22 protein-coding genes and 1 riboswitch are annotated in these 22,143 nt (G+C 65.0%); of the genes, 6 read left to right on the top strand and 16 right to left on the bottom strand.

The features are described 5' to 3' along the window. Window positions 1–26 precede the first annotated feature (26 nt). From QX048_RS19065 to QX048_RS19055, 3 genes are all read right to left on the bottom strand, one after another. Window positions 27–1,082: a lysylphosphatidylglycerol synthase domain-containing protein gene (locus QX048_RS19065; protein ID WP_315751236.1), complete on the bottom strand. Its 1,056-nt coding sequence runs from the start codon at window positions 1,080–1,082 to the stop codon at window positions 27–29. A gap of 502 nt (window positions 1,083–1,584) precedes the next feature. Then, on the bottom strand, window positions 1,585–1,890 hold the full coding sequence (locus QX048_RS19060) for a hypothetical protein (protein WP_315717139.1): 306 nt from the start codon (window positions 1,888–1,890) through the stop codon (window positions 1,585–1,587). Window positions 1,891–1,894: 4 nt separating this feature from the next. Beyond that, window positions 1,895–3,289 carry an OmpA family protein gene (locus QX048_RS19055; RefSeq protein WP_315827957.1) on the bottom strand — a complete coding sequence of 465 codons (1,395 nt, stop codon included), beginning with the start codon at window positions 3,287–3,289 and terminating at the stop codon, window positions 1,895–1,897. A 164-nt stretch (window positions 3,290–3,453) separates the two neighbouring features. On the opposite strand from QX048_RS19055, the gene QX048_RS19050 reads away from it, so the two are divergent. After that, the gene (locus tag QX048_RS19050; RefSeq protein ID WP_315751232.1) at window positions 3,454–4,512 is read left to right on the top strand and encodes a polysaccharide deacetylase family protein; all 1,059 of its coding nucleotides are present in this window, start codon (window positions 3,454–3,456) and stop codon (window positions 4,510–4,512) included. Window positions 4,513–4,629: 117 nt separating this feature from the next. After that, window positions 4,630–5,439 carry an SDR family oxidoreductase gene (locus tag QX048_RS19045; RefSeq protein ID WP_315827956.1) on the top strand — a complete coding sequence of 270 codons (810 nt, stop codon included), beginning with the start codon at window positions 4,630–4,632 and terminating at the stop codon, window positions 5,437–5,439. A 114-nt stretch (window positions 5,440–5,553) separates the two neighbouring features. Here the strand turns inward: QX048_RS19045 and boxB are convergent, their stop codons facing one another. The 4 genes from boxB to QX048_RS19025 all read right to left on the bottom strand — a co-directional run bounded on the left by boxB (window position 5,554) and on the right by QX048_RS19025 (window position 11,386). After that, entirely contained in the window at window positions 5,554–7,005 is a 1,452-nt protein-coding gene (gene boxB, locus QX048_RS19040) for a benzoyl-CoA 2,3-epoxidase subunit BoxB (protein ID WP_315751230.1), read from the bottom strand. Window positions 7,006–7,123: 118 nt separating this feature from the next. Then, the gene (gene boxC / locus QX048_RS19035; protein WP_316200613.1) at window positions 7,124–8,812 is read right to left on the bottom strand and encodes a 2,3-epoxybenzoyl-CoA dihydrolase; all 1,689 of its coding nucleotides are present in this window, start codon (window positions 8,810–8,812) and stop codon (window positions 7,124–7,126) included. Window positions 8,813–8,907: 95 nt separating this feature from the next. Then, window positions 8,908–9,711, bottom strand: a complete 804-nt coding sequence (locus QX048_RS19030) for an alpha/beta hydrolase (RefSeq protein WP_316200612.1) — start codon at window positions 9,709–9,711, stop codon at window positions 8,908–8,910. Window positions 9,712–9,847: 136 nt separating this feature from the next. Further along, the gene (locus QX048_RS19025) at window positions 9,848–11,386 is read right to left on the bottom strand and encodes a benzoate-CoA ligase family protein (RefSeq protein WP_315751214.1); all 1,539 of its coding nucleotides are present in this window, start codon (window positions 11,384–11,386) and stop codon (window positions 9,848–9,850) included. A 109-nt stretch (window positions 11,387–11,495) separates the two neighbouring features. Between QX048_RS19025 and QX048_RS19020 the strand changes: the two genes are divergently transcribed. From QX048_RS19020 to QX048_RS19010, 3 genes are all read left to right on the top strand, one after another. After that, on the top strand, window positions 11,496–12,416 hold the full coding sequence (locus QX048_RS19020; protein ID WP_315751213.1) for a helix-turn-helix transcriptional regulator: 921 nt from the start codon (window positions 11,496–11,498) through the stop codon (window positions 12,414–12,416). 129 nt (window positions 12,417–12,545) lie between these two features. After that, window positions 12,546–12,896: a PilZ domain-containing protein gene (locus QX048_RS19015; protein ID WP_315751212.1), complete on the top strand. Its 351-nt coding sequence runs from the start codon at window positions 12,546–12,548 to the stop codon at window positions 12,894–12,896. A 4-nt stretch (window positions 12,897–12,900) separates the two neighbouring features. Further along, window positions 12,901–13,158: a hypothetical protein gene (locus QX048_RS19010; protein ID WP_316200611.1), complete on the top strand. Its 258-nt coding sequence runs from the start codon at window positions 12,901–12,903 to the stop codon at window positions 13,156–13,158. 2 nt (window positions 13,159–13,160) lie between these two features. On the opposite strand, the gene QX048_RS19005 is transcribed toward QX048_RS19010, so the two are convergent. From QX048_RS19005 to QX048_RS18985, 5 genes are all read right to left on the bottom strand, one after another. After that, the gene (locus tag QX048_RS19005; protein WP_316200628.1) at window positions 13,161–13,529 is read right to left on the bottom strand and encodes a hypothetical protein; all 369 of its coding nucleotides are present in this window, start codon (window positions 13,527–13,529) and stop codon (window positions 13,161–13,163) included. A 104-nt stretch (window positions 13,530–13,633) separates the two neighbouring features. Next, the gene (locus tag QX048_RS19000; protein ID WP_316165610.1) at window positions 13,634–14,839 is read right to left on the bottom strand and encodes an agmatinase family protein; all 1,206 of its coding nucleotides are present in this window, start codon (window positions 14,837–14,839) and stop codon (window positions 13,634–13,636) included. 41 nt (window positions 14,840–14,880) lie between these two features. Beyond that, a complete protein-coding gene (locus tag QX048_RS18995; protein ID WP_315827952.1) occupies window positions 14,881–15,654 on the bottom strand; it encodes an ABC transporter ATP-binding protein in 774 nt (257 codons plus the stop codon). Next, complete coding sequence (locus QX048_RS18990; RefSeq protein WP_315717126.1) at window positions 15,654–16,475, bottom strand: ABC transporter permease; 822 nt, start codon at window positions 16,473–16,475, stop codon at window positions 15,654–15,656. The genes QX048_RS18995 and QX048_RS18990 overlap by 1 nt, the downstream gene beginning before the upstream one ends. A 150-nt stretch (window positions 16,476–16,625) precedes the next feature. Continuing rightward, a complete protein-coding gene (locus tag QX048_RS18985) occupies window positions 16,626–17,696 on the bottom strand; it encodes a putative urea ABC transporter substrate-binding protein (protein ID WP_315717125.1) in 1,071 nt (356 codons plus the stop codon). A 74-nt stretch (window positions 17,697–17,770) separates the two neighbouring features. Continuing rightward, window positions 17,771–17,872, bottom strand: a riboswitch (guanidine-I (ykkC/yxkD leader). Window positions 17,873–18,092: 220 nt separating this feature from the next. Between QX048_RS18985 and QX048_RS18980 the strand changes: the two genes are divergently transcribed. Further along, a complete protein-coding gene (locus QX048_RS18980) occupies window positions 18,093–18,428 on the top strand; it encodes a hypothetical protein (protein ID WP_315827951.1) in 336 nt (111 codons plus the stop codon). Window positions 18,429–18,769: 341 nt separating this feature from the next. On the opposite strand, the gene QX048_RS18975 is transcribed toward QX048_RS18980, so the two are convergent. From QX048_RS18975 to QX048_RS18960, 4 genes are read right to left on the bottom strand one after another with little or no spacing between them, the layout of a single operon-like run. Next, the gene (locus QX048_RS18975) at window positions 18,770–19,474 is read right to left on the bottom strand and encodes an ABC transporter ATP-binding protein (RefSeq protein WP_315751202.1); all 705 of its coding nucleotides are present in this window, start codon (window positions 19,472–19,474) and stop codon (window positions 18,770–18,772) included. A 16-nt stretch (window positions 19,475–19,490) separates the two neighbouring features. Continuing rightward, complete coding sequence (locus tag QX048_RS18970) at window positions 19,491–20,261, bottom strand: ABC transporter ATP-binding protein (protein WP_315717123.1); 771 nt, start codon at window positions 20,259–20,261, stop codon at window positions 19,491–19,493. Beyond that, a complete protein-coding gene (locus QX048_RS18965; protein ID WP_315827950.1) occupies window positions 20,254–21,201 on the bottom strand; it encodes a branched-chain amino acid ABC transporter permease in 948 nt (315 codons plus the stop codon). Before QX048_RS18965 ends, QX048_RS18970 begins: the two co-directional genes overlap by 8 nt. Next, the gene (locus tag QX048_RS18960) at window positions 21,198–22,115 is read right to left on the bottom strand and encodes a branched-chain amino acid ABC transporter permease (protein ID WP_315801618.1); all 918 of its coding nucleotides are present in this window, start codon (window positions 22,113–22,115) and stop codon (window positions 21,198–21,200) included. Before QX048_RS18960 ends, QX048_RS18965 begins: the two co-directional genes overlap by 4 nt. Window positions 22,116–22,143 lie beyond the last annotated feature (28 nt).

Raw genomic sequence — 22,143 nt, 5'->3', positions numbered from 1 at the left:
CGTCCTACTGTTCCCTTGAGCTGGCGTCAGGCACCGGAATCGCTGCGTTTCCTCACAAAAGCGGCTTCCGGTGGGGGGCCCGGATCGAGGCTGAGCGCGGCCTGCCGCAGCCGTTTCGACCGCGTGCTGATGATAACCTCGCGAAACGTCAGCAAGATTACAGAAATGAGGAACGGCGCCAAATAATACAGCATCCGGAACAGGAGCATTCCGGCCAGCAGCTCCTCGCGGTCCATCTGCCACAGCCCGACCAGCATCGCGGCGTCGAACACGCCGAGCCCGCCGGGGGAATGGCTGGCGAAGCCGAGCAGGGTCGCCGAGACGAAGATCACGGCCACCACGACGAAGCCGAGATTGGGCTCGTCCGGCACCAGCACATACATCGCCAGCGCGCAGAAACCGAGGTCGATGATGCCGATCGCGATCTGCAGCAGGGTCAGGGGGCCGCTCGGCAGCACCACGGTCCACGGCCCGCGGCCGACCACGCGCGGCTTGGTCCATACCCAGGCGACATACCCCAACAGACCGACCAGGATCGCGATCGCCACCATGCGGTTGACCCAGGGCGGCAGCTGGTCGATCGAGGCGGCTGCCTCCGGATGATAGCTGATGCCGAGCCCGAGCACGGCCGCATTGCCGAGCCAGAACGTCAGGCCGGCAAGGAAGCAGATCTTGGCGACGTCGATGGCGTTCAGCCCATGGGCCGAATAGACGCGGTAGCGCACGGCACCGCCGGTGAAGACGCTGGCGCCGACATTGTGGCCGATCGAATAGCTGGTGAAGGCGGCCAGCGCGTTGACGCGGTAGGGCACGTGGTCGTGGCCAATCGCGCGCACCGCGAACAGATCGTAGAAGGTCAGCGTGAAATAGCCGGCGGCGACGAACAGCGCGGCGAGCGCGATCTGATGCGGCTCCGTGCTCTTGATCGCCTCGAGCACCTCGTAGGTGTCGATGCCGCGCAGCATGTGGTAGAGGACGTAGCAGGCGACCGCGATCACAGCGATGCTGATCAGCACGCCGAGCTTGTGCAGGACTTGCTTCTCGCGCAGGAACGTGGCCGCTCTGCGTATGGCTTCAAGCATCTACACCTCTCACCGTGATCCGATCACGACGGCCGGGGACGCCGCGCCCCGGAGGCCGCAGCATCATGTGCGCATACAACGCCCTCGTAGCGCGTTTCGACGCATTGGGGAACACGGAGCGTGCGAACAAAAGCGTACACATGGATATACTTAGCAGGCTTTGCGGAAATGCGATGCACCGTTTTGCCGCACATGAGGCAAGACATCAGGCAAAGGCATCGGACAAGGCATCATGCAGGACGGCGGGGCAGCGCACGTCCCCGCCAGCCTGCAAACCCCAGGTTAAACTTTGGTGAGGAACGCGAATCTCCGGGGCTTCCGGGGCGCCCAGCGGTTCGGCGGGTCAGCATGGCTCAACGATAAGCGCGAGCCGCGCGTTTGACAGGTTCGCGCCTCGTCAAACCTTCGTGTCTCGCAGTTGCGATGACCCGGGGCACGCGGACGGCGGGCGCGCCGCCGCAGTCTCGGCAGATGGCGTCGGGTGCAGTCCGGGGCGGCGGTCTCAGGCCGCCGATTTCGTCCGCATGCTGCGGATCACCACCAGCGCCCGAAGCCAGGTGCCGATGGCGCAGCCGACGAGGTAGGGCACGAACATGATCAGCAGCAGCTCGAGCCAGTAGCCGGCCCGGCCGGGAATCAGGCAGGCCACGGCCGTCGCGACCAGGCCGGCGGCCAGCGCCGCCAGCAGCCAGGTCAGCCAGCCCGACACGCGCGGGGCGCGATGCACCACGGCGACCCAGCCCATCGCCAGCCCGATGGCGAATGCGCCGGCCAGCCAGCCCCAGTGAAAGGCAACGAGATAGGCCATGACGTTACCTCACCACGAATTCGATGCGCCGGTTCTGCGCCCGGCCGTCGGCGGTGTCGTTGGCGGCGACCGGCTGGGTGCTGCCATAGCCGATCGCGCTGAAACGGTCGGCCGGCAGTCCGGCCTTGACCAGATAATCGACCACCGCCTGGGCGCGCTTCTGCGACAGCACCTGATTGGCGGCAGAGTCGCCGTCGGCATCGGTGTGCCCGATGATCTCGACATTGGCGGAGGGGCAGCGGAACGCGATCTCGACGAGGCGGTCGAGCAGACCGGTGGAATCCCTGTCGAGGTCGCTGCGGCCGGTCTCGAACCGGATCTTGGCCTTGCCGAGCAGGTCGGAGAACAGCTGCTGGCACACCGTGGGATCGACCGGGGCGGCTGCCGGCTTCACCGTGATGTCGGCCTTCACCTGCCAGCCCTGTGGGACATCTTTGGCGAGCCCGGTCCGGATCTGGGCCGCTGCGGCGTCGTAAAGCGCATCACCGGAAATCTTGATGTCACGGTCGGACACCACCAGCGTGCCGGTCGACAGCCGTGACAAGGCGCCCAACGCCGGCACCACCGCATTCACGAAATTGGTTGGCGCGCCGAGGCTGTTCTTGAGATTGTCGACGACCTTCTCGCTGAAGAATTTGCGCGATGAAGAGCCGACGACGACGGCGTGGATGTTCTCGTCGGGAACGTTGCCTGCAAGCGTCACGGTGACCGCGACCGGGTCCTTGTAGGCCTGGAAGACATAGGGCGGCGCCTTGACCTCGTTGCTGGCGACCTTGAAGCCGTCCGGCAGCTTTCCGAGCGCGGCCGCGATCGCCTCGCGGCCGCCGAGCTCGCGCGCCATGCCGGACAATGTGACGTCGCCGTCGGAGATCGTGAACTTGCCGTCCTTCAGCTTGGCGATCTGGCCGATCAGCAGCAGCGCCACATCCTCGAAGCGCGCCGGCGCGCCGCGCGCCAGGCCCATCTGATCCGCGACCTCGACACCCGGCAGCGCGGCCCGGGCCGCGTCCATCAGCTTGCCCTTCAAGGCGGGCAGCGGCGCGCTGCCGCCCAGCGTCACCCGGACGACGTCGCGCTCGGCCGACCAGACGAAGGGCTTGGCCTCGGGGACCAGCCGCGTCTCGTCGTTGACGAGCCGCACGCCGGCCACGCCGTCGACCGCAGCAACCGCATCGCGGCGTCCGGCCTCGGAAAACGCATTGGCGCGCAGCGAGACATCGCGGCCGTCCACCGTGATGCTTGTCCTGTCGAGCACCGCCCCCGTCAGGACGGCCGAACTGCGTCCGGCGAGATCATTCTCCAGGGGAACGGTGCTGGTCCAGGCCGCGAGGCCCCAAAGCACGATCAGCGGAATGACGCCAGGCCACCATTTCCCGCTCCACCTGAAAAGTCCGCGCATTCGTCATCCGTCGCATCGAGGAAGCAGAGAGAAAACAAACCCTTGCATGCCTGTCAAACCGGAAATGAGGAGCGCCGCACGGTACGTTGTGACCGCAGGCTAAGGTTTTCTTCAATCATTCGTCGGTAACCTTGTCCCGACACTCACCGGGCCGCATATTTCAGATGAGGCGATTTCGCAAAACCTTTATCCGTGCCGGCCTGGAAGCGCTGTATCTGAGCGGCGCGCATGTCTGGCTGCGCCCGATCTTCTCGGGCGTGGGTGCGATCTATACGCTGCATCATGTGCGGCCGCACCGCGACGCCGATTTCCAGCCCAATTGTCACCTCGAGGTCACGCCGGATTTCCTGCGCGAGATGTTGTCGCACCTGCGCGACCACGACATCGAGATCATCACCCTCGACGAGTTGCACAGCCGGCTGGTGGCGAAGGACTTCTCGCGCCGCTTCGCCTGCTTCACCTTCGACGATGGCTATCGCGACAATCGCGACTTCGCGCTGCCTGTCATGCGCGAGTTCGATGCGCCGTTCACCATCTATGTGACGAGCGATTTCGCATCGGGACTGGGCCGGCTCTGGTGGGTGACGCTGGAGCGGCTGGTCGCGAAGACTGACGCGATCGACATCGAGATCGGCGGGCTGTCGCTGCAGCTCGATGCATCGACGCCGGCAGCCAAATGCGTGACGTTCCAGCGCCTGCACGACTGGCTGCGCGCACTGCCGGGCGAGCACGACGTCCGGCGTGAGATCAGCGCGCTGTGCGCGCGCTACGACGTCGACGAGGCCTCGATCTGCCGTGAGCTCTGCCTGTCCTGGGACGAGCTCCGGGCGCTTTCGACTGAGCCATTGATCTCGATCGGCGCGCATTCGATCAGTCACTGCAATCTCGCCAAGCAGACCGAGGAGACGGCGCGCATCGAGATCGCCGACAGCCGCACTCGGATCGAGAACGAGTTGCAGCGGCCGGTGCTGCACATGGCCTACCCCTACGGCGACCGCGCCGCCGCTTCCCAGCGCGAATTCGTGCTGGCGGCCGCGAGCGGCTACAAGACCGCCGTCACCACCCGGCCCGGCATGATCTTCGCGGAAAGCGCCGATCATCTCACGGCCCTGTCGCGCGTCTCGCTGAACGGCCATTACCAGGACGCCCGCGTGCTGCCGGTGCTGACCTCGGGCGCGGCCACCGCGATGTGGAACGGCTTTCGCCGCATCGACGCGGCATAGCCCCGCCATAACGTTGCCCTCCGATTGAATTGCGGCGAATTCGTGCGACTGCGTCTCACTTGACGTGCTGGCGCGTCCCGCTCACAAGCGCGCATGACATAAGGAAAGGGAGGCTTCATGCTCAGGAACTTGTTCTCACTCGAAGGACGCATCGCGCTCGTCACCGGCGGCTCGCGCGGCATCGGCAAGATGATCGCATCCGGCCTGCTCGCGCATGGCGCGGCGAGGGTCTACATCACCGCGCGCAAGGCAGGGCCCTGCGAGGCGACCGCCAAGGCACTGACGACCGAATATGGCGGCGAGTGCATCGCGCTGCCGATCGACATTTCGACGATGGCCGGCATCGAGACGCTCGCGGGCGAGATCAAGAAGCGCGAGCCCAAGCTCGACATCCTCGTCAACAATGCGGGCGCGGCGTGGGGCGCCGACTTCGACGAATTCCCGGAGAGCGGCTGGGACAAGGTGATGAACCTCAACCTCAAGACGCCGTTCTTCCTGACCAAGGCGCTCGCAGCTCCCTTGCGTGCGGCGGCCAGCGCCGAACGGCCGGCAAAGGTCATCAACATCGCCTCGATCGACGGCATCTTCGTCAACCCGCTCGAGACCTATTCCTATGCGGCGAGCAAATCCGGCCTGATCCATCTGACGCGGCGCATGGCGGCCAAGCTGATCAAGGACCACATCGTGGTGACCGCGATCGCGCCCGGACCGTTCAAGTCCGACATGAACAAGGCCGCGCGCGACAACGCCGACGAGGTCGCCTCGCGCGTGCCCGCTGGGCGCATCGGCACCGACGAGGACATGGCTGGCACGGCGATCTTCCTCGCCTCGCGCGCGGGCGACTACGTGGTGGGGAATACGATCGCGGTCGATGGCGGCATCGTCTACGCGAACCCGGGCATTCCGGGTGCGGGATGGGACAGCTGAGAAGGGCGAATAGCGAATAGCGAATAGCGAATAGCGAATAGCGAATAGCGAATAGCGAATAGCGAATAGGCTACTTCCCCTATTCGCTACTCGCAACTCGCTATTCGCCTCTCATCAAGTCTCGATCTTCACGTACTCGAAGTCACCCGGCTTGTTGTCGATCCCGACCTTCGGGGGCGCGATCCACGAGGCGTATTCGCCGATCTCGGTGACCGGCTTCATCAGCGAGGAGATGTAGGCGCCGTCGTCGGCCGACGGCAGCCAGTCGCCCTTGCGCTTCGCCCACGTGCCCTCGTCGATCAGGATGCCGTCGGGCGTCGCATGGACGTCCTTGAACTCGCCGATGGCGCGGTGGAAGGCGGTATGCGGCAGCTTGAGCTGGAAGTCGTAACCTGCGGTCGTGATGATCTTGTTCCAGCGCAGCAGGCCCTTGACGCAGTCCTGCGAATAGTCGTCGCGCAGGCGCATGTTGAGCGCGGTCAGCGCCGGCTCGTCGACCCGCTTGATCTCGCCGTCGACCAGCTTGAGCACCGGATAGGTCGAGTTCTTGAGCTGGTGATCGTCCTGGATCTGGGTCTCGTGATAGCGGCCCTTGATGCCGGCATTGAAGGCATTGGCCGCGTTGGTCGAGACCTCCGAGCCGAACAGGTCGAGCGACAGCGTGTAGTGCAGGTTCAACTTCTTCTGGATGGTCGGCAGGTCGATCACGCCCAGCGCGCGGACCTTGGCGATGTCGGTGGGATCGTCGATCCCGGCCTCGCGCATCGCCTCGACCGTGCGCTGGATGACGCGGCCGACGCCGGTCTCGCCGACGAACATGTGATGCGCCTCCTCCGTCAGCATGAAGCGGCAGGTGCGCGACAGCGGATCGAAGCCGGACTGCGCGAGCGAGTGCAGCTGCATCTTGCCGTCGCGGTCGGTGAAGTAGGTGAACATGAAGAACGACAGCCAGTCCGGCGTCTTCTCGTTGAAGGCGCCGAGCATGCGCGGGCTGTCCGCATCGCCCGACCGGCGGCGCAGCAGCTCGTCGGCCTCCTCGCGGCCGTCGCGGCCGAAATATTTCTGCAGCAGGTAGACCATCGCCCAGAGGTGACGGCCCTCCTCGACGTTGACCTGGAACAGGTTGCGCATGTCGTAGAGCGACGGCGCCGTCTTGCCGAGATGGCGCTGCTGCTCGACCGAGGCCGGCTCGGTGTCGCCCTGGATCACGATCAGGCGGCGCATCAGCGCGCGATATTCGCCGGGAACCTCCTGCCAAGCCGGTTCGCCATAGTGCTCGCCGAACGGGATCTTGCGATCCTCTTCCTGCGGAGCCAGCAGGATGCCCCAGCGATAGTCGGGCATCTTGACGTAATCGAACTTCGCCCAGCCGCGCGGATCGACCGAATAGGCCGTGCGCAAGTACACCAGCGACTGCTGGAAGCCCTCGGGGCCCATGTCGTTCCACCAATCGACGTAGCCGGGATGCCAGCCTTCCAGCGCCTTGAGGACCTGGCGGTCCTCGGCGAGATTCACGTTGTTCGGAATCTTGGTCGAGTAGTCGACGTTCATGATGTTCATGTTCATGGCGTGCCTCCCTGAAATCTTCCCGGTGGTCATGCCCGGCCTCGTGCCGTGCATCCACGTCGTTCGTGTCGATTAGCTCGCGGATGGCCGGGTCAAGCCCGGCCATGACGGATGATAACTACACGCGCGTCATGTCATATTGCGGCCGCTCGCCGGTGCCGTAGCGCCGGAGTGCGCCCTCCTCGCCGACCGCGTTGGGCCGCTGGAAGATCCAGTTCTGCCAGGCGGTGAGGCGGGCGAAGATCTTCGATTCCATCGTCTCGGGGCCGGCGAAGCGCAGATTGGCTTCGAGACCCGTGAGGCTGTCGGGCGAGAAGCTGGCGCGCTCCTCGAGGAAGACGCGGATCTCGTCCTCCCAATCGATGTCATCCAGCGCGAAGGTCACGAGGCCGAGTTCCTCGGCCTCATCGGCTTCGAGCGGCTTGCCGACCTGCTCACGCACACGCGCGAGATCGGTGGGATCGGCGAGGAAGCGCGACTCCAGCCGGGTCAGGCCGTGACTCATCGGATAGGGACCGAAATTCATCGCCGACAGTTCGATCGCCGGCGCCGGGCGGTTGTCGCCCTGGATGGTGCCGATCAGCATGTAGGAGCGGTCGGAAGCGAACACCAACTCGGCGAGCGTGCCGGCGAAGCAGGAACCGGGCTCGACCAGCGTGACCAGCGTGCGCGAGGTGACGTCGATGCGCTTCAGCACCCGCTTCCAGTAATGCCTGACCTCGTTGACCAGCCAGTGCGCCTTGTTGGCCTCAAGGAACGCGTCATGCGCGAGCACCTGGGCGCGATCGCCATGCGACTTGAACACCAGCATAGCGATGCCGAGCTCGTTGATGCGCAGATGCAGGATGGCGTCATCGAGTTCGCGCGCGACCTGCAGCGGCCAGAAGGAAGCGCCCTGCCCGATCATGCCGTCGATGTCCGCAGGTGGCGCGGCCTCGGGAGCCGAGATGGTGATCGTGGCGATGCGGGCCGTGCGGTCGATGTCGACATTGACGAAGCCGTAGCGCACGCTCGACGCATCGATGACGCGCTTCAGCGGCGTGAGCGCGACGCCCTTGCCGCTGCCGTTGCGCTTGGAGGCCGCCGCGAACTCCCTGGCGCGCTCAGCGACCTTGGCGTCGACCTTGGAGTTCGGCGCGATCTCGTCGACGAGGCGCCATTGCACGGCGCGCTTGCCCTTGACGCCCTCTTCCGTCGTGCAGAACGCGTCCGCACGGTCGCGGCGCACCTTGCGCTTGTCGACGACGCGCGTCAGGCCGCCGGTGCCGGGCAGCACCGCGAGCAGAGGCACCTCCGGCAGCGACACCGAAGACGAGCCGTCATCGGCGAGGATGATGTGATCGGTGGCGAGCGCGAGCTCATAGCCGCCGCCGGCCGCGGTGCCGTTCACCACGGTGATGAAGCGCTGACCGGAATTCTCGGATGAATCCTCGAAGCCATTGCGGGTCTCGTTGGTGAACTTGCAGAAGTTCACCTTGTGGGCGTGGGTCGCGCCCGCAAGCATGCGGATGTTGGCGCCGGCGCAGAACACGCGCGGCTTGGCCGAGCGCAGCACCACGACCTTCACTTGCGGGTGCTCGAAGCGCAGCCGCTGCACGGCGTCGGCGAGCTCGATGTCGACGCCGAGATCATAGGAATTGAGCTTGAGCTGGTAGCCCTCGAACAGGCCGCCATTCTCGTCGACGTCCATGGCGAGCGTCGCCACCTCGCCATCGATCGAGAGCTTCCAATGTTTGTAGCGGGAGGGATCGGTCTGAAAATCGATGAACGTCTTGCCTCCCGCGAGCACGCGGTCTTCCCCGGCCATGTGTCACCCTTCGTTGGAGTGCTTATCGTTGAGATGCACAATAATTCATGTTATGGCTGTCGTCTACGACAAAAAGCCGAAACATGCACTTTGTTTCATGTTCGTGATGCCGGGGCCGGCAAGGTCACGGCCGCGAACTCGGCAATGACCCGCAAGGTGGCGTCCGGCGCCTCGCGATGCGGGGAATGGCCGGTGTTGGGCAGCATCGTCACCTCGACCGGGCAGTAGCACTCCTCCTGGATGATCTCGACCTGGCGGATGGTGCCGTACTGGTCGTCGACGCCCTGGATCACGGCCACGGGAACGCGGATGTAGGCGAGGTCGCCGGTGATATCCCAGGCCCGGAATGCCGGATCGAGCCAGGCGCCGTTCCAGCCGTAAAACGCGTTGTCGACGTCCTTGTGCCAGCGGCCGAGCTTGGTGCGCAGCTCCGTGGTTTCGTAATTGGTCTTGATCGCGGCGATCGACGACACAGAAATGTCCTCAACGACCACATGCGGCGCGACCAGCACGATGCCGTCGAGGCGATGGTCGGCGTGGCTGCCCCCGTAGATCGCCGCGATCGACGCACCATCGGAATGGCCGACGAGAAGACCGCGCTGAAAGCCGATTTGATCGAGCAGCTTCGGCAGCACATCGCGCGCCTCGCGCTGCATGTAGTCGAGCGGCCGCGGCAGAGACACCGGGCTGGAGGCGCCGTAGCCCGCGCGCGAATAGACGAACACGGAAACGCCGGTGGCTTGCTGGAGCTTGTCGGGAAAGTCGCCCCACAACCCGACCGAGCCGAGCCCTTCATGCAGCAGCACGATGCACGGAGCGTCAGAGGGCTGCGGACCGATCAGGCGATATTCGAGATCGGCGGAATCGATGGTGAGGAAGCCGTTCGATGAAAGCTGCACGGGTCACTCTCTCCTTCGTCATGCCCGGGCTTGACCCGGGCATCCACGTCTTTCTTGTCGAGGCGGAATGGATGGCCAGGTCAAGCCCGGCCATGACGACAACCAAGAGTAGGACCACTCCGAGAGTGGGGGCCAACTACTGACCCGCTCCCTCACGCAGCTTGAAGCGCTGGATCTTGCCGGTCGCGGTTTTCGGCAGGCTGTCCACCACCTCGATCCAGCGCGGATATTTCCACGGGCCGATCTTCTGCTTGACGTGTTCCTTCAGTGCCTCGTGCAGGGTCGAGCGATCGACGCTCGGGCGCAGCACGACATAGGCCTTCGGCTTCAACAGCCCCTCCGGATCGGCTTCCGGCACCACGGCAGCCTCGAGCACCGCGGGATGCGTGATCAGCGCGCTCTCGACCTCGAACGGCGACACCCAGATGCCAGAGACCTTGAACATGTCGTCGGAGCGGCCGCAGAAGGTGTAGCGCCCGTCGGCGTCGCGGACATATTTGTCGCCGGTGCGCGTCCAATAGCCCTCGAACGTCGAGCGGGTCTTGTGGCGCTGATTCCAGTAGCCCTCGCCGGCGGACGGTGCATGCACCAGCATCTCGCCGACCTCGCCGTCCGGCACGTCCTGGCCTGCCTCGTTGACAAGACGAACCTGATAGCCCGGCACGGGGCGCCCCGATGAGCCGTATTTGATGTCCCCGGGCACGTTGGACAGGAAGATGTGCAGCAGCTCGGTCGAGCCGACACCATCGAGAATGTCGACGCCGAACCGCGCCTTCCAGGCATTGCCGACCGATTCCGGCAGCGCCTCGCCGGCCGAGGTGCAGATGCGCAGAGCGCTGCCGGCCTTCTCATGGCGCAGCGACTCATCGTGCAGCATCGCGGCGAACAAGGTCGGCACGCCGTAGAAGATGGTCGGATTGTAGCGGTTGAGGAGCTTGAACATCAGCGCCGGCGTCGGGCGCTCGGAGTTGAGGATCGTAGTTGCGCCGACCGACAGCGGGAAGGTCAGCGCATTGCCGAGGCCATAGGCGAAGAACAGCTTTGCGGCTGACAGACAGACATCGCTCTCGCGGATGCCGAGCACTTGGCTGGCATAGGTCTCGGCCGTTGCGGCGAGATTGCCGTGCAGATGGCGCACGCCTTTGGGCATGCCGGTCGAACCGGATGAATACAGCCAGAACGCAGGCTCATCCTCGTGGGTCGCGACCGTGTCGAACTGATCGCTCTCGCGCGCGAGCTCCTCGGTGAGCAGCTTGTGGCCGAAGGCATTGGCGCCGGACACGACGACGCAATCGAGATCCGGCATCCGGCCGACAATGTCCTTCACCACCGGATACAGCGCCTCGGACACGAACAGCACGCGGGCGCGGCAGTCGGCGAGCACATACGCGTATTGTTCAGAGGTCAGCAGCGTGTTGAGCGGCACCGGGACGACGCCCGCGCGCATGGCGCCAAGAAACACCGCGGGGAAATCCACCGTATCGAGCATGATCATCGCCACGCGCTCCTCGCGGCGGACGCCAAGGCGGCGCAGCATGTTGGCGACGCGGCAGGTCTGCTGTTGCAGACCGCGATAGGTCAGCTCCGAGACCGTGTCCGTGTAGGCGAGCTTGTCGCCGCGCCCCGCCTCGACATTGCGGTCAAGCAGCCACGATACCGCATTGTACGACTTCACGGCATTCTCCCCGGATTTTTGAATTATAATTCATACAAGGCCACCAACATCGCTTGCTGTCAATCCTCCCCGGCATTATGTTTCCTACTCAAAAGAGTACCTCAGGGATATGACGCCACACAGCGATGCCCCGCGCGACGACGGCCAGTCCGCGGCCGAGACCGATTTCCTCGACCAGCTGGGCCAGCGGGTGCGGCGGATGCGCGGCCTCGCCGGCATGTCGCGCAAGGTGTTGGCCGAGGTCTCCGGGATTTCCGAGCGCTACATCGCCCAGCTCGAGAGCGGCAAGGGCAATGTCTCGATCGTGCTGCTGCGCCGCATCGCCAACGCGATCAACGCGCCGCTCGACGACATCATCCCCGGCGGCGAGCCATCGCCGGACTGGCCGGTCATTCGCGATCTCCTGAAGAAGGCGAGCCCGAGCCAGATCGCCGAGGTCAAGGAGCTGCTTGCCGGGGGCGCATCGGCGCCGCTGCGGCGTTCGTTCTCAGGCATTGCGCTGATCGGCCTGCGCGGTGCCGGCAAGTCGACGCTCGGCAAGATGCTGGCGGAGCGGATCGGCTGGAGCTTCGTCGAGCTGAACAAGGAGATCGAGCGGCAGAACGGGCTTTCGGTAGCCGAGATCATCGCGCTCTACGGCCAGGAAGGCTTTCGCCGCATGGAGCAGGCCGCCCTGGTGCAACTGCTCGCGCGCAAGGAGCCGATGGTGCTGGCGACCGGCGGCGGCATCGTCTCCGAGCCGGTCACCTTCGACCTGATCCTGACCTCGTTCTACACCATCTGGCTCAAGGCCGAGCCGGAGGAGCACATGGGGCGCGTGCGTAAGCAGGGCGACCTCCGCCCGATGGCCGACGACCGCTCGGCGATGGCCGAGCTGCGCAACATCCTGGCGAGCCGCGAGCCCCTGTACGCGAGGGCCAACGCCGTTGTGGATACCGCAGGTCTATCAGTCGATGCGGCTGCCGCGCGGCTGGGCGAAGCGGTGAAGCCGGTCATCGCCAATGAGGCGCGCATGTTCGCGCGGGGGTGAACTCGCGCAACGTCAATGCCGGCACGTCGCGGCATCCGCGTTAACCACCGCCGTCATTTTCATACCGCCGATGGTGGCCACACACCCTCCGATTGCTTAATAGATCGTTAAGTGACTGGAGGACGCACCATGGACAATCGTCGCAGCGAGGCTCGCCAACGCGTCTATTATGGCGGCGTTCTGACATTCAACGCTGGCAGCTCGACGCTCGCCTGCATCGTCCGCAATTTCAACAACCGCGGCGTCAAGATCGAGCTGGACGGGACGGTGCTGCTGCCCGACCGGGTCGACGTCACGATCGAACGGCGCGGATGGTCACGTCAGGCACGCATGATCTGGCGCGACGGTGCCGGCGCCGGCCTTGCCTTCGACCAGGATAGCGAGGTCATCTCGCTGGAATGGGCGCGCAGGTTGCGCGAGCGCGAGCGCACCAACAAGCGGCTCAAATCCCGACTCGAACAGATGCTGTCGGGATACTGAGCGCATGTCCGAGGCCTCGCGAGAACAAGAGCACCTGCTGCTTGCAACTGCCGATGCGCCGCAGAGCCCCGCTCGCGCTGCCGAGCTTCAGCCGCGATCATCCTGGCTGCGGCGCGTCGCCCTCCTGCTCGCCGCTCAATATGTCATCGTGCTGCTGATCGGCATCGCGGCCGCGTCCATCGTGCGATCCTATGTGCTGCCGGAGGTCGTCGACCGTTTCGAGGCCGTCGCAGCGGCGCTCAAGCGAACGCCGCTGCCCTAAGCTCATTCCATCTCCCGCAGCTCCGCATAGGTCAGCGACGTCAGGCCGGCGCCGTCGAAATAGATGAAGCGGAGGCGGCGGCGGCGCGAGATGAAGTTCGACGGCAGCGGATCGTAGCGGAAGGTGCTGCCGCCGAGATGCGGGGTGAGGCTGCCGACATCGGTCAGCGCGTCGATCTCGACGCGCAGCAGCTTCAGGCTCGTGCCGTCGCGCAGGATCTCGAACGGGATGCGGGCCAGCCGTAGGAAGCTGGTCGGATCGGGCGCGGCGATGAAGCCGTCGACGAAGGCAGCTTCGACCTTGTCGAGATCGGGCTCGGCGACCGGCGCGGGCTTGGCGCCCTCAGGCTGATGCGGCGTCTGCCATTGCACCGGCGAACGGTGGCCGTGCGGATGGTTGTGGCCGGGGCCATGCGTCGGATGGTCGTGGTCGTGATGATGGTCGTGATGGTGGTGATGATGACGCATCGCGGACCTCAGTAGCTGACCGGCTTGTTGATGATATGCTTGTGGCTGCCAAGCTTGCCGTGGGCGACCATCGAGCCGAGCGCCTCGACGACGACACGGACGCCGATCAGCGCGGTAATGTCGGAGGTGTCGTAGGGCGGCGAGACCTCGACCACTTCGAGGCCGCACAGGCCCTCGGCGGCGACGAGGCCGAGCAGCTTGAGCGCCTCGCGCGGCAGGAAGCCGCCGGGCTCCGGCCAGCCGGTGCCGGGCACGAAGCCGCAATCGATGGAGTCGACGTCGAACGAGATGTAGACCGCGTCGGCATCCTTCCAGGCCAGCTCGAGCGCGATCTCGGCGGTCTTCTCCAGCCCGATCTTCTCGATATCGGCGATCGTCAGCACGTTGGTGTTGCGCTTGCGCGCGACCTCGACGCCCTCGCGCGGCACCTGCCAGCCGCCGATGCCGAGCTGCACCAGATTGGTCGGCGACACGTTCGGCAGGTTGGTCGCCCAATACCATGGCGTGGTGTGCATGCGCTCGTCGAGATCCTTCTCCTGGATGTCGATGTGGCGGTCGAAATGGATGATGCCGATCCTCTTGTCGGTGCACTGCGCGATGCCGCGCACGCAGGGAAAGCCGATCGAGTGATCGCCGCCGAGCATGATCGGCAGCGCGCCGGACGAGAACACATGCGCGACGCCGCGGCTGATCTGGTCAAAGCTCTTTTCCAGATTGGCGGGAATCGTGAAGACGTCGCCGGCATCGCACAAGGTCATCTGCTCGCGCAGGTCGACGCCCAGCTCGTAGTTGTAGGGCGTGTAGAGCGCGGAGATGCGGCGGATGCCCTGCGGCCCGAAGCGGGTGCCGGGCCGATAGGTGGTGCCGGAATCGAAGGGGATGCCGATCACCGCAGCGTCGTATTTGCCGACGTCGCGGACGTTCTCGACATACGGCGCCTTCATGAAGGTGTTGATGCCGGCGAAATGCGGCAGCTCGCCGCGGGCGAAGGTCGGGATGTCGCGGTCCGTCAGCGTGTCGGCGCCGGGCAGGCCCATGTCGAGCGCCCATTGTCGCTCCTTGCGCCAGCCGTTGGTCGGCAGCTTGCCCTCGGCCTCCAGCGCCTGCCAGCCTTGCGTGGCCATCTTGTCGAAGTCCGGATGGTGACGGCGCATGCACCGGCGCTGCGAGTGCAATCCGGCGCGGCGCGACCGGCGCATGAATGGGAATGACATGGGAGACTCTCCTTCGTTTCTTTCGACGTTTCTTGAACTGACTATTGCGTCGCCTGCAGGCTGGCGCGGATGAATCCGAGCACGGGCACGGCGCTGTCGCGGGTGAGATCGAGATCGTAGGTGATGCGCGCGCCGAACCGCTCCGGCGCCTGCGGATCCTTGCGCGGACGGTCGAGCGCGATCAGCCGCGTTGCGAGCCCGAACGCCTCCTTGATGTCGTGGGTGACCATCACGATGGTCATGTTGTGCTGGCGCCACAGCGGCTTGATCAGCGCATGCATCTGGGCGCGGGTGCCGGGATCGAGCGCGCCGAAGGGCTCATCGAGCAGCAGCACGCGCGGCTGCTTCGCCAGGGCCTGCGCGATAGCCAGGCGCTGCTGCATGCCGCCGGACAACGCGCTTGGATATTTGTCGCGATGCTCGGCCAGGCCGACGGCCTCGATCAGCGCGAGGCTCTTCTCCATCGCCGCCTTGCGCGCCGATCCGAACAGCCGCGCCGTGAACGGGCTGCCGGCAAGCTCGTAGCCGAGCAGCACGTTGCCGAGCACGGTCAAATGCGGGAACACCGAGTAGCGCTGGAACACGATGCCGCGGTCCGGTCCGGGCTCGGCCGGAAACGGCCGGCCGTCGAGCAGCACCGCGCCCTGGCTCGGCCTCTCCTGGCCGAGGACCAGGCGCAGGAAGGTGCTCTTGCCTGCGCCGGACGGGCCGACGATCGACAGGAACGTGCCGGAGGTGATCTCGAGATTGATGCGCTCGAGCACGACCTGGTTGCCGTATTCGACCCAGACGTTGCGGAAGGAGAGCGTGCTCATCAGCGGCTCCCTCGCGCATATGCCCACGGAAAGGCGTGCCGTCCGAACCAGACCAGCGCGTAGTCGAGGATGTAGGCAAGCAACGTGATCCAGACGACGTAGGGCAGGATCACATCCATCGAGAGATAGCGCCGGACCAGGAAGATGCGGTAGCCGAGCCCGACATCGGAGGCGATCGCCTCGGCCGAGATCAGGAACAGGAAGGCGGGCCCGATCATGAGCCGCAGCCCCTGGATCAGGCGTGGCATGATCTGCGGCAGCACAACGCGGATCGCGACCTGCCAGGTCGAGGCGCCCAGGGTCTGCGCCTTGATCAGCTGCTCGCGCGGCATGTTCTGCACCTCGAGCGAGAGGTCGCGCACCAGGGTCGGCGTGACGCCGATGATGATCAGCACCACCTTGGACAGCTCACCGAGGCCGAACACGATGAACAGAACCGGCAGCACCGCCATCGGCGGGATCATCGACAGCACCGCAATCAGCGTGCCGAAGCCGGCGCCGGCCACCGGCAGCAATCCGATGGCGAGGCCGAGCACGAGGCCGATGGCAGCGGAAATGCCGAGGCCGAGCGCGAGGCGCTGCAGGCTCGCCGACGTGTCGGACCACAGCACGTAGTCGCCGGAGCGGCGATCCGGCTCGGTCGCGAGCCGCTTGGAGGTCGCGACCATCTCGGAGACCGGCGGCAGCAGCTTGTCGTCGGGATTGTCCGCGCGCCGCTGCGCCGATCCGACCACGTAGATCAGCGCGATCAGCAGGAACGGCAACAGGGCCAGCAACAGCCGGCTGCCCCGGTTCGGAACGACGTTCATGGCACGCGGCATCAACAGGCTCCCTCAATCCTCATGGTGAGGGGCGCGTCAGCGCCGTCTCGAACCATGAGGCCCCGATGTGGGCCTCATCCTTCGAGATGCTTGCGCTCGCGCAAGCTCTTCAGGATGAGGGGTGGCACCGGCGGCGGTCCAGGAAGCGGATCAGAGCTTCCCTTCGGCCGCCATCTTCATGAAGGTCGGATCGAAGCGCAGCTTGACATTGCTGGCCGCGCCCAGCGCCTTCGTCGGCGTGGAGATGCCGACCGCGTCCTTCGACTTCACGTTCTCGCCAAGCAGGTTGTGATCGAAGCAGAAGGTGCGCACGAGATCCATGATCTTGGGCAATTCCGGTCCGGTCACGAAGGCGAGCGCGTCCTTCGGCTCGTAGTACATGAACGTCGTCTTGAGCTGGGTCTCGAAGCCGGCGAGATCGGTGCCCGACAGCTTGGCCATCGCCTCGCGCGCGGCCTTGCCCTTCTCGCTCTGGTCCTTCATCAGCGCGATGGTCTCGTACCAGATGCCGACCAGCGCCTTGCCGAGCTCCGGATTGTCCTTGAGCGTCGCGCTGTTGACGACCAGGAGATCCTCGATCTCGCCGGGGATCTTGCTGGAATCGAACACCAGCGTTGCCCCCGGCTCGGCCTTCACCTCCAGCAGTTGCGGATTCCAGGTGACCACGGCCGTCGTGTCCGGCGACTTCGCGGCGGCGACGATGTCGGCGTCGGAGGTGTTGACGGTCTTGATGTTCTTCTCGGACAGTTTCGCGGTCTCGAGGCCGCGCGCCAGCAGATAGTGCGACACCGAGAGCTCGACGAGGTTGACCTTCTGGCCCTTGATGTCGGCCATGGTCTTGCCCTTCTTCAGCACGACACCGTCATTGCCGTTGGAGTAGTCGCCCATGATGATGGCCGACGTGTCGACGCCGCCGGCAGCGGGGATGGTCAGCGCATCCATGTTGGTGACGGTGACGCCGTCGAACTTGCCGGCGGTGTACTGGTTGATCGACTCGACGTAGTCGTTGATCTGCGTGATCTTGATCGAGATGCCGTATTTGTCCGCCCACTTCTTGACGATGCCGGACTCGGCCGCATAGGGCCACGGCATCCAGCCGACATAGATCGTCCAGGCGATGTTGAATTCCTTCTTCTTCTCAGCTGACGCTGATGACAGCGATGCGGTCGCCAGCGTCGATGCAGCGAGCAGTGCAACAAACAGATTTCGCGCTTTTCCCATGTCCAGTCCCTCATCGGTTTTATGACCGCGGACTGGCATGAAGAACCTCGTGCCTGCCAAGCGCGGCCACTGAGGTCTCCCGGGTTTTTATCCCGCCGTGCACCAGGGCTCTCCCCTGGCGGCTGCTCTCGGACCAGCATTCTCGATGGAGAACCGGAACCCTAGCTGCCAACTCTGAGCAACGAGGGGAGCAATCCGCGTGCCAGGGAAAAATGCTTGCGATTCAACGGAACCAGCGGCACGCTGTGCTCAAAAATTCGGCACTCAGAATTCTTCTTGGGCGAGGTGGCGCATCAGCCGACGCCGGCCATGCAACGACAGCATGAACCGTCCGGTGCACGGGGGCGACATCATCAGGCAGGCCCGTCAGTCGCAGTGGCTTGGAGTCTCGTTGATATGATCAGGTCTTCCGGGATCGCATTGGCAACCATTCTGGCTCTCAGCCTCGCCGCCGAGGCAGCCTTCGCGCAGAGCGCGCCCGCTCCCGATACGCCGGCGCAACCTGCTCCCGCCGCGAGCCCCACCCCGACAGCCACTCCGGCACCAGCCGCCTCGGCCGAGAAACCTGGCGACGCCAAGCCGGCCAGCGAGGCGGCCGCGCCGAAGAAGAAGCGGACGAGGACCAGCACGCGCAAGGAAGTCGAGGACTCCCTGCGCAGCGGCACGGTGCCGTCGCGCTATCGCAGCCGGGTGCCGAAGGAGTACCAGAAGTACATCCCGTTCCATCGCTGAGGTCTAGAGTGGCGGTGTCATTTTCACGATGACTCCGACGATCAGCATGAAGGCGAGACACAGCCCCGTCTCAAGGTCGGAATGAACAGACCAGAAGCCGCGCAAGCCGGCCACGGCCTTCTGTGGTGATTCGATTCGGATACGAGGCGCACGCATTTGTTCAACCTCTGATAAAAGGAAAAACAAACCACTACCCTGGGAAAATAGTCCCTTCCAAGCCGCGCCTCAATGCGAAAAATCAGCGCATGCCGGGGCAGCTAGCAAAATCTACGCCCGACGCCCGACGCGATCTTGATTTGAGTCAATCCGCTTGCAGGTCGTGATGGCGGCAGCGCGCCGCCCTAGATCCCCAGATAGCGGTGCTGCAGCTCCGGCTCGGCCATCAGTTGCTCCGACGTGCCATGCCACACGGTGCGGCCACGCTCGATGATGTAGTGGCGGTCGCAGATGCGGGTCAGATGCTCGACGTTCTTGTCGATCACCAGGATCGACTGCCCGCGCGATTTCAGCAGCGACAGGCAGTTCCAGATCTCCTCTCGGATCAACGGCGCCAGACCCTCGGTCGCCTCGTCGAGAATGAGGAGTTTCGGGTTGGTCATCAGCGCCCGGCCGATCGCCAGCATCTGCTGCTCGCCGCCGGAGAGCTGGTTGCCCATGTTGCTGCCGCGTTCGGCGAGCCGCGGAAACAAGGCGTGGATCTTGTCGAGCGTCCAGGGATCGGACGCGCCGAGCCGGTTGGCCGAGGCCGCCACGAGATTCTCGGTGACGGTCAGATTCGGAAAGATCTGCCGTCCCTCCGGCACCAGGCCGATGCCGAGCTGAGCAATCCTGTAGGACGGCAGCTTTCGTGTCTCCTGACCGCTGAAGCGGATCAGGCCGGCGCGCGCCTGGGTCAGACCCATGATCGAGCGGATCGTGGTGGTCTTGCCCATGCCGTTGCGGCCCATCAGCGAGACCATCTCGCCGGGACGGATCGCCAACGACAGGCCGAACAAGACCTGGCTCAGGCCGTAACAGGTCTCGATGCCGTCGACCTCGAGCAGCATGGCGCTTGTCCCCAAATCAACCATGGCCGACCACCACATGCTGATCGCCGAGATAGGCGCGCTTGACCTCCTCGTTCTGCCGGATCTCGTCCGGTCTGCCCGAGGCGATGATGCGGCCATAGACGAGGACCGAGATGCGGTCGGCGAGCGCGAACACCGCCTCCATGTCATGCTCGACCAGCACGATCGACACTTCCTTGCGCAGCTCGTTCAGCAGCTTCACCATGCGCTGTGACTCGGTCACCCCCAGGCCGGCCATCGGCTCGTCGAGCAGCAGGAGCTGCGGCTTGGTCGCGAGCGCGACGGCGAGCTCCAGCTCGCGCTGCTCGCCATGGCTGAGCTTCGACACCAGCACGTCGGCGCGATGGCCGAGACCGACGCGCTCCAGCGCGGCCTGCGCGGCGGCACGCAGCGGCTTGTCCTTGCGCGCGGCGGCGAAGAAACGGAACGAGTGCTTGCCGTCATGGGCTTGCGCCGCAAGCGCGACATTGTCGGCCGCGGTGAAGTCGGTCAGCAACGAGGTGATCTGGAACGAACGCGCCAGCCCCAGCGCGCTGCGCTTATAGGCGGGGAAATGCGAGATGTCGCGACCCCCTAGGAAAATGCGACCCGCATGCGGCGCCAGGTGGCCGGTGAGCTGGCTGATCAGCGTGGTCTTGCCGGCGCCGTTCGGCCCGATGATGGCGTGGATCTCGCCCTTGGCAACGTCGAGACAGACGTGATCAGTCGCGACGATGCCGCCGAACCGGCGCACGAGATTGTCGACGCGAAGCAGAGGTTCAGCCACGGTTCAACCTCCCGAGCATGCCCATGATGCCGCCGCGGCCGAACAGCACGATCAGGAGCAGCAGCGGCCCCATGATCAGCGCCCAATATTCGGTGATCTGCGACAGCACCTCTTCCAGCACCAGGAACACGACCGAGCCGACGACCGGCCCCATCAGGGTGCCCATGCCGCCGAGGATGACCATCACCATGAGGTCGCCGGAGCGGGTCCAGTACATCACGGCAGGGCTGACGAAATCGGTGTTGTTGGCAAGCAGCGCGCCGGACAGGCCACAGAGCATGCCGGCGATGACGAAGCACGCCAGCTTGTAGCGCTTCGACGGGAAGCCGATCGCCTGCATGCGCTGCTCGTTGGAGCGCAGGCCCTGCAGCACGAGGCCGAAGCGCGAATTGACGATCCGCCAGATCAGGACCACGACGGCAAGCAGGCAGAACAGGCAGAGATAATAGAACTGCACGCGGTTGCCGAGATTGATCAGGCCGCCGAAATCGCTGCGCTTGTAGACGGTGAGCCCGTCATCCCCGCCGTAACGGGCGAGGCCGGACGCGACGTAGTAGGCCATTTGCGCAAAGGCCAGCGTGATCATGATGAAATAGACGCCGCGGGTACGCAAGGAGAGCGCGCCTATGACCAGCGCATAGAGCGCCGAAACCGCGATGGCGACCGCGAACTGGGCATAGCCGGAGCCGATGCCCTCCTGCGCCAGGATGCCGACGGCGTAGCCGCCGATGCCGAGATAGGCGGCATGGCCGAAGCTCATCATGCCGCCGTAGCCCATGATCAGGTTGAGGCTGACGGCCGCCAGCGCCAGGATCACGATGCGGGTGAACAGCGTGAGGATGAAGATGTTGCCGGAGAGGTTCGAATAGACCGGCAGCAGCACCAGGCCGGCCACGACGATGATGGCCACGATGGTCGAAACGTTGAGCGAGGATTTCATCTGCGGTTGGCCGGAAACAGACCTTCAGGCCGCGCCACCAGCACGATCGCCATCAGGAGGTAGATCAGCATCGACGACATCGCCGGCGCCGCAGTGGAAGCTGCTGCCGAGTTCAGCACCTGGCGCAGCAGATTGGGCAGGAAGGCGCGGCCCATGGTATCGATCAGGCCGATCATGATCGCCGCGATAAAGGCGCCGCGGATCGAACCAATGCCGCCGATCACGATGACGACGAAGGCGAGGATCAGGATGTTCTCGCCCATGCCGATCTGCACCGTGAGGATCGGCGCCTGCATCAGCCCGGCCAGGCCGGCGAGCGCGGCGCCGAGGCCGAACACCAGCGTATAGAGCAGCTTGATGTTGATGCCGAGCGCACCGATCATCTCGCGGTTGGAGGCGCCGGCCCGGATCAGCATGCCGATCCGCGTCCGCATCACGCCGAGATAGAGCAGCAGCGCCACCAGCAGCGCCACGACGATGATCGCGAGCCGATAGGCGGGATATTGGATGCCGGGCAGGATCGTGACCGGGAAGGCGAGCCAGGACGGCAGCGGCAGCGCCAGTCCCGCCGGGCCCCAGATCAGCCGGACGGCCTCGTTGAAGAACAGGATCAGGCCGAACGTCGCGAGCACGTGATCAAGGTGATCGCGCCCATAGAGATGGCGCAGTGCCGTGAATTCGAGCACGATACCGAGCAGAAGCGTGGCTCCCAGTGCCATGACGGCGCCGAGCACGAAGCTGCCGGTCCAGGCCACGAAGGTCGCCGCGAAATAGGCGCCCATCATGTAGAGCGAGCCGTGGGCCAGGTTCACGAAGTCCATGATGCCGAACACCAGCGTCAGGCCGGCGGCCAGCAGGAACAGCAGCAGTCCAAACTGCAGCCCGTTCAGGAATTGTTCGACGACGAGAAGCATGCCCCTCACTTCACGCTCAAAAAGACGG

Origin of the sequence: Bradyrhizobium sp. SZCCHNS30572, assembly GCF_032484415.1 — a bacterium.
Classification (GTDB): domain Bacteria; phylum Pseudomonadota; class Alphaproteobacteria; order Rhizobiales; family Xanthobacteraceae; genus Bradyrhizobium.
This window is presented reverse-complemented; position numbering and strand designations above follow the sequence as displayed.